The 7,612-nt window shown below is 43.0% G+C and carries 6 protein-coding genes and 1 pseudogene; 4 read left to right on the forward strand and 3 right to left on the reverse strand.

Translation table 11 applies throughout. The features are described from left to right. Positions 1-31 precede the first annotated feature (31 nt). Positions 32-1,060 carry a zinc-binding dehydrogenase gene (locus I588_RS19805; protein WP_010758646.1) on the forward strand — a complete coding sequence of 343 codons (1,029 nt, stop codon included), beginning with the start codon at positions 32-34 and terminating at the stop codon, positions 1,058-1,060. 202 nt (positions 1,061-1,262) lie between these two features. Next, entirely contained in the window at positions 1,263-1,499 is a 237-nt protein-coding gene (locus tag I588_RS19810; protein WP_034694039.1) for a type II toxin-antitoxin system prevent-host-death family antitoxin, read from the forward strand. Positions 1,500-1,577: 78 nt separating this feature from the next. Here I588_RS19810 and I588_RS19815 read toward each other — a convergent pair whose 3' ends face one another. After that, a complete protein-coding gene (locus I588_RS19815) occupies positions 1,578-2,510 on the reverse strand; it encodes a helix-turn-helix transcriptional regulator (RefSeq protein WP_010758648.1) in 933 nt (310 codons plus the stop codon). Positions 2,511-2,620: 110 nt separating this feature from the next. On the opposite strand from I588_RS19815, the gene I588_RS19820 reads away from it, so the two are divergent. Further along, positions 2,621-3,256, forward strand: a complete 636-nt coding sequence (locus I588_RS19820) for a type 1 glutamine amidotransferase family protein (protein WP_010758649.1) — start codon at positions 2,621-2,623, stop codon at positions 3,254-3,256. 107 nt (positions 3,257-3,363) lie between these two features. Here I588_RS19820 and I588_RS19825 read toward each other — a convergent pair whose 3' ends face one another. Both I588_RS19825 and I588_RS19830 read right to left on the reverse strand, forming a co-directional pair. Next, a complete protein-coding gene (locus tag I588_RS19825; RefSeq protein ID WP_010758650.1) occupies positions 3,364-6,045 on the reverse strand; it encodes a cation-translocating P-type ATPase in 2,682 nt (893 codons plus the stop codon). Between the two features lie 346 nt (positions 6,046-6,391). Next, positions 6,392-7,048, reverse strand: coding sequence for an Rpn family recombination-promoting nuclease/putative transposase (locus I588_RS19830; RefSeq protein WP_010758651.1), 657 nt, complete (start codon positions 7,046-7,048; stop codon positions 6,392-6,394). A 167-nt stretch (positions 7,049-7,215) separates the two neighbouring features. On the opposite strand from I588_RS19830, the pseudogene I588_RS19835 reads away from it, so the two are divergent. After that, a pseudogene (locus I588_RS19835) lies at positions 7,216-7,612 on the forward strand (tyrosine-type recombinase/integrase); the annotation flags it as partial.

A 7,612-nucleotide genomic window follows, 5' to 3' on the forward strand; every position in this document is an offset into this window, starting at 1 on the left:
CCCTCTACAATAAATTAAGGATGTTATTTATATGAAAGCATTGAGAAAAACAAAATCAGGCTATGGAAACATGGAAATCATTGATTTAAATGAACTATCCCCTACTAAAGGGGAGCTGAAAATTCGGGTGCTCGCCACGGGTATCTGCGGATCAGACATCCATGCTTTAAAAGGAGAATATAACAAACAAATCCCTTTGACTTTAGGACACGAGTTTGTTGGAGAAGTAGTGGAAATCGGAGAAGGTGTAACAGGAATAGTACAGGGAGATCGGGTCGTAAGTGAAACAACCTTTGAAGTTTGTGAAAAATGTGAGTACTGTTTAAACGAAGAATACAACCTTTGCAGCCAACGAAAAGGCATCGGGACTCAAGTAGACGGCAGCTTTGCCGAATACGTCATTGTGAAAGCTGCTCGCTGCCACTTAGTACCGCCGGAGATTGATACCAAGGTGGCTGCAATGATGGAACCTTTGGCCTGCTGCATCCATGCGGTGATGGAGAAATCTACTATTGTTCCCGGCGAAAAGATTGCTGTGTTTGGCCCTGGACCGATTGGGATGCTACTAGCTGCTGTGTTGGTTTCTTTAGATGCCGAGGTCTTTCTCATTGGTATTACTAAGGATCAAAAACGTCTCAGCTTGGCTTCACAAATAGGCGTTCAGCACATTATTGATAGTCAGCAGCAAGATCTGGAAGACTACATCAATCAACACACCGATAATCATGGGGTGGATCAAGTCTTTGAATGCTCTGGCAGTCCGATTGCTGTTTTACAGGCAATGAAAATTCTGAAGAAAAAGGGTCGCTTAATTCAGGAAGGGCTATTTGCCAAAGATATGAACGAAATCAATATGAGTCTGTTGATTCATAAAGAGCTTGAGTATATCGGCTCTCGTACCCAGAAGCCAACCTCCTGGAAGCAGTCGCTGGCTTGGCTTCAGGAGAAACAAGTCGATCTTACACCAATTGTGACTAAGACCTTGCCGTTGGATCAATGGGAGGAAGCCTTCCAGCTAGCGATGAATGGCGAGGAATTGAAGGTGTTGATGATCCCTTAGGAGGAGCATCAATAGAGAATAATGACTTTCAGGCCACCTACTACTTGTAGGTGGCCTGCTCTATGTCCTGATTTGTGCATCTACGTAATTTCAAACTTAGTTTACAATCCTTGGTTTCAACGGTATCCTTTTTCTAAAGAAACGATTATGTAGATAACTGGAGAGGATGACTTTGATGACTTAAAAAACAGTAACTGCCCAAGTGGCACAGCATAAGCTGGAACAGCTTATGCAAGAAGTAAATGAAAACGACACGCTTGTTGAAATTATTGATGAATCTGCTGGCAACAATGCCGTTTTAGTAAGTTTAGCTGATTGGAATTCTATTCAAGAAACCTTATTCCTTAGTCAAACCGGAACTCTGAATACCGTTAAAGCTCGCGAGAAGGATGACAGTGGATCTACTGCTGTCGATGATATTGATTGGGAAGCTTTATAGCGAGGCCTTTCAACCAAGCTGAAAGGCAAAAAATACCCATTCGAAATGAGTATTTTTGCGAAAAAGATGCCCATCATTTTAATCCCTATACAACTCACCCATCTCCTGTACTCGTCGCCGCATCCCCTCTCGAATATGCTTTGGCTCTAAACACTCGCATTTATTCCCAAAACTGAGCAGAATACTGTAGCTGTAGTCATTTTCGATAAATGGGAAACGAGCGATATAATACTCTTTGCCGTCTGGTGAAAAGTTTTCGTAAGCACAATATTCAAGTACCTGATCCATCACAGATCGATGAACACGCAGCGTAATTTCCACCTGCATCGTGGCCAAAACATCATTAAATTCCAGCTGAGGCTTTTGATACTCTCGTGGAACGAAGGTTTTCCCCAACAATTGCAGGTTCGTCATGCGGGTTAGCTTGAACAACCGGTAATCCTTTCGTTCGAGACAATACCCCTGCCAGTACCAATGTCCCCCCTTCAAGACTAGCTGATAAGGTTCGACGATTCGACTGGTTTTATTGCCGTGGCTGTCAGCATAATCAAAGGAAAGCAGCTGATTTTTCAGCAAAGCTGTCTGGATCGTTTCTAAATAAGGCTGAATAGTGCGATTACCGATCCACGGACTCATATCAATATGCAGCTGACTAGCCTTTACTTCAATGTCTTTTGCTCGGTCGGCAGGCATAAAGCTCTTTACCTTGGCCATTGCATTTACCAAGTCGTTCCCTTGCACCAAATTTGAAACACTAGAAAGTCCCATCAAAATGGCTGAAAGATCTGTCGAGGAAAATACTTTTTTATCCATCTTATAATTCGGCAAAATCTCAAAGCCCCCACCAACGCCTGGAGTTGAGCGAATTGGAATCCCCGCCAGGTTGATGGAATCGATGTCACGATAAATGGTTCGCGGCGACACTTCAAACATTTCTGCCAGCTCCTGGCCAGCTACCCGCTCTTTATCCAGCAAAATCATAATAATACTAACCAGCCGATCAACCTTCATTTAAGGACCGCCCTCCGCAATTTCTTTTTCCCATTGTAGAATTGTTGCCATACAGGTGTCAACAATTGCCACGTATACTAAGGGTATAAATAAGAAAACGGAGGAACATTATGACTACCATTTATGTTTATATTCTTGATACTTTCGCTGACTGGGAATTGGGGCAGGTGACTGCCGAGCTGAATTCTGGCCGTTTTTTCAAAAAAGATGCACAATCTGTATCTGTCAAAACAGTGGGCGGCTCTAAAGAACCAATCAAATCAATGGGCGGTATGACAATCGTGCCGGATTGCTTAATCGATGACATTATTGTGGGGGAAGACAGCGTACTGCTGCTGCCGGGAGCAGATACGTGGAGTGAGCCAAAACATGGGGCGATTATCGAAAAAGCCAGCGTACTGCTCTCTTTAGGTGCTGCAGTCGGTGCCATCTGCGGGGCTACAGTTGCTCTTGCTAATGCTGGATTGTTGGACAATCGTCCCCACACCAGTAATGGCCCAGGTTTTCTTGAAATGTTTGTTCCTAATTATAAGGGACAAGAATTCTATGTAGATCAACCCTCTACAGCAGACGACAACCTAATTACCGCAAGCTCTACTGGCAGCTTGTTGTGGGCGAAACAAATTATTCAGCAGTTGGATGTTTTTCAACCAGATACCTTAGAAGCTTGGTATGACTATTTCAGCACTGGCAAGTCGGAGCATTTTTACGCGCTGATGCAGACGTTGCCTTCACAGGAACAGTAATCCACGCAAAAAATCCCCATCACTGTGGGGAGCTCAAACGATAGACAAATAGGAATCGGGAGAGCCCTGATTCCTATTTGCGTTGTTTCTATTTTTACTAGATTCACTTACCCTTCAACATCGGCAGTCTTGCCAACCCTGGCTGGATCTTTTTGCACCCTTAACAGAATCAGCTTAGTGATTTCCATTAAAAGTACTGCTGACAAAGCTAACACCATACTCAAGCCAACATGACTTAACGTAAAGCTGTCTGGAATAGCAAAGACTTCACGTACACCAGGAATCAGCGTAATGCTATACAACGCACCACACACGACAATCGCTAACCAAACCAGTTTGTTTTCTAAGAAACCAGCTTGCCATGAAGTCTGGGTGTTGGAGCGTGCTGGCAAGGTCTGCAAGGTCCGACTCCAAATCAAGGTAGAGAAGGCCATAGCAACACCAATACCTGCTGACTCCTGCATGCCTAGCCACTGGGCAAAAATTACAGCCGCTGCAATCAGAATCCCACGATACGTTACTGAGCTTAAGGTCTTCCCAGTGAAAATCCCTTGATCAGGATCGCGCGGTGCCCGCTGCATAATGGTCGGCTCCGGTTTCTCTGTTCCTAAAGCAATCGCTGGCAGCGAATCATTCACTAGGTTGATGAACAACAGCTGCAGGGCGGTAAACGGATTGTTCCAGCCCATAACTAAGGCAAATACAATCGCAATAATCGCTCCTAAGTTACCAGCAAACAAGTAGGCAATCGCCTTCTTGATGTTGTCATAAACGTTACGGCCAACCTTTACCGCACTAATAATTGAAGCAAAGTTGTCATCGGTTAAGACCATTGCCGCAGCATCCTTCGCTACATCCGTCCCGGTACCCATCGCAATCCCAATATCGGCTTGCTTTAGGGCGGGGGCATCATTCACACCGTCACCCGTCATAGCCGAAATCTTGCCTTTGCTTTGCCATGCACGGATAATTCGGATTTTATTTTCCGGCGAAACCCGCGCGTAAACCGTAATTTTTTCCAAGCGTTCCTTTAATTCTAACTCACTTAATTGATCCAGTTCAGTTCCCGTTAACGCCTGATCCCCCTCAGCGAATATGCCGATTTCTTTAGCAATCGCTACAGCGGTTGTTTTGTGGTCACCAGTGATCATCACGGTTTTCATGCCGGCATTTCTAGCATCACTAACAGCCTGGAATACTTCCTCACGGGGAGGATCAATCATCGCCAGCAATCCAACGAAAACCAGCGCTTCTTCATCTTCAAATTCTAAATCCCGATCAGCCAATGATTTGTAGGCAAAGGCCAAAACTCGCAACGCCCGCTCTGAGAAAGCCTCGTTTTGCTGCTGAATACGCTGCTTATGCTCCTCTGTCATAGGAACTACTTCACCATCCAGCAAAATGTGGCTGCTGCGGTTAATCACGATATCTGGTCCACCCTTGGTTAACAGCAATTTCTCACCATCAATCTCGTGCTGGGTAGACATTAATTTTCGATCCGAGTCAAATGGCAGCTCATTAAGCCTTGGGTATTTTTGGCGAATTTTTTTATAAGGTTGTTCTTGCTTATTACTAAAATCAATCAAGGCAACCTCAGTCGGGTCACCAAGCTTGGCTCCATCTTCAGCAATCGCCGCATCATTAGCTAAGACACTGATCTCAACTAAGCGCCGTTCATCCTTGGTCCAGCTGTCGGGTGTCTTTGAGAACTCCCCGCTTTGACCATTTGGTAAAAAGTAATCCACCACTGTCATACGGTTTTGGGTCAATGTACCTGTTTTATCAGTACAGATGACACTAGTCGAACCTAACGTTTCAACGGCCGGCAGCTTACGAATAATCGCATGCTCGCGAGCCATTTTCTTGGTTCCTAAGGATAAAACAATCGTTACAATTGACTGCAAAGCTTCCGGAATCGCCGCCACAGCCACCGCAATGGCAAACATAAAGGCGTTCACCAGATCAGCTGTTAAATCTCCTGAACCATCTCCCATAAAAATTCGAGCTACCTGTACACCTAAGATAATCAGGGACAAGCCTAAAATCGCCAAACTCAGCTTCTTGCTGAAGCGATCCAAGCCGCGCTGCAATGGTGTTTTCTGTTCAACCGTGGTTTCCAGCAAGCCAGCCACTTCACCAATCGCCGTGTTGTTACCAGTTGCCGTTACTACAAATCTTCCACGACCATACGTCACAATTGTTCCACTGTAGACCATGTTCAAGCGGTCGCCAATTGGAACAGCGGCATCAATCAGCTGGACTTCTTTTTCTGCCGGTGTTGATTCCCCCGTAAGCATGCCCTCATCTATTTTCAATGACCCTTCTTCCAGTAAACGGCCATCCGCTGGGACATAATCTCCAGCCTCCAACAGGACAATATCCCCCACAACTAGGTCTTTAGCTAAGATCGACTGCTCCGCACCATCACGAACCACATTGGCATCCGGTGCTGATAGATTCTTCAAGGCTGCCAGTGAGCCTTCTGCCTTCTTGGTTTGAACCACACTAACCACCGAATTCAGGAGTAATACTGCAAAAATTACGATTGACTCAACATAAGCACCCATGATCATCTGCACCGCAGCCACGATGACCAATACAATAACCATCGCATCCTTAAAGGTTTCCAGGAATAGCTTGAAGCTAGATTTTCGCGGTGCCTCCTTCAGCTGATTCGGACCATTCTCTGATAATCGCTGCTGCGCTTCTGAGGTGGTTAAGCCTTGTTCAGAGGTTTGATTTTCAGTTAATACATCACTTAATTTTTTTTGATAAATTTCTTGTGCCAATCACGATGCTCCCTTAATTTTTTTCAGTAATCTCCTTATAAAAAAAATGAGACCTAAGACAAGCGAACTTGTCTTAGGTCTCACCATTTAAAATAATACCAGAAAGCCTTGCGACTAACTTACTGTTGGCATTATTACAACTTCTGTTGTTGGTTACTCCCCTAAGGAATAATCTTACTGTATATTCATCATAGCGGATACCACAGGACTTCACCATATTTATGCTTAAGGGTAAAGAAAAGTATAAGGGCTTCCATCTACACCGATATACAAGGAAATTAAAATTTCATTCTGCTATTAGTAACTTTTATAAATAGCCAAACGTGTCACTAACAACTACTACTCATTAGCCTTGTTCCTTTTTTAGCTCGTTGATCTGTTCAATACTCAATCCAGTTAATTCAGCAACTTCTTCTGGCTTCATGCCTTTTTTTAAGCAATTTACTGCGATTTCCAGCGCCTTTTCATTTTCTCCAATTGTCCTTCCTTTTTCCAGGCCCTTATCCATCCCTTCCTTGTGTGCATAATCTATTTCGGCTTTCTTTATTGCTTTGGCTTTATCAATTCGCATAATCATTTTCTTTTCCTCCTCATCGAGTTGGTAAAAATCAATTCGCTTCTTTGCTATTTTGATATATTCTGGCGCATTCTCAGTCACTTCGCCTGTTTTGAAAAAATATTGCAAATGAGCCAAGGGACTGTTCGGTTCAACATTTTTGTTCTTTAGACTAAAAAAGCAAAGGGACAGTAGGGGTTGCTGTTTTCTTCCTAAATAGAGACGAGCGTTCTTGTCATTGCGAAGACTGAAGCTTTGAAGTGCTTCTTCGTTTGGATCAAATAAGTGAAAATCTACTATATTAATGCCGTAGGTGGGACATAATCCAGAAAAGTTGTTGTTCTCAATATAATATTTCGCCGCTTCATCGCCATAGGGGGACATATAGGCTTTTGCTAAATAGAATAAGGCACGTTCTTCAAAAAACTCGTGGGGCTGCACCTGCATTTCTTATGCAAAGCTTTACATAAGAGATGTTATGAAAAGTAAATAGTTATGTAAAGTTGAGTGAACAGACGTTGATTTGTCAATGTCTATTCACTTTTTTTCTTCACATAATGAAAGATGGTGGTACAGTTGATTTGTATCCAAATAAAAGAAAAGGAGGTTTTTACATGGATACCGATCAGATTGTTCCTACTATGAATCAACTTATCAAAAAAATGAAAGGCGATGGATATTCCGACAATACACTGGATCATTTTTTATGGATTGGTCATACTTTTGAAACTTTCTGTGTTAAGAGAAATATTCAGAAGGTGAACTCTAATGAAGCTCGAAATTTTTTTAAAGAATCCTTCGACTTTGATTTAGATGCCCCTAACTGCCAATTACAATTTACTCTTCGCCGCCCCGTACTTTTACTGTTTGAATTTTATCACACTGGAAATTACTTATTAAGACATCACAACACGGCTTATACAAATATCCCTACTGCATTTTTAGATTTTTATTTAGAATACAAAGATTTCGTAGATAATTTAATCACTTGTCAGAAGCAAGCAAAAAAAA

It is taken from the genome of Enterococcus pallens ATCC BAA-351, from assembly GCF_000407485.1.
Lineage (GTDB): Bacteria > Bacillota > Bacilli > Lactobacillales > Enterococcaceae > Enterococcus_A > Enterococcus_A pallens.

Coding starts and splice junctions, on each gene's coding strand:
- I588_RS19830 (WP_010758651.1), bottom strand. CDS start 7,048: ATGCAGGTGCAGCCCCACGAGTTTTTTGAAGAACGTGCCTTATTCTAT.
- I588_RS19815 (WP_010758648.1), bottom strand. CDS start 2,510: ATGAAGGTTGATCGGCTGGTTAGTATTATTATGATTTTGCTGGATAAA.
- I588_RS19805 (WP_010758646.1), top strand. CDS start 32: ATGAAAGCATTGAGAAAAACAAAATCAGGCTATGGAAACATGGAAATC.
- I588_RS19820 (WP_010758649.1), top strand. CDS start 2,621: ATGACTACCATTTATGTTTATATTCTTGATACTTTCGCTGACTGGGAA.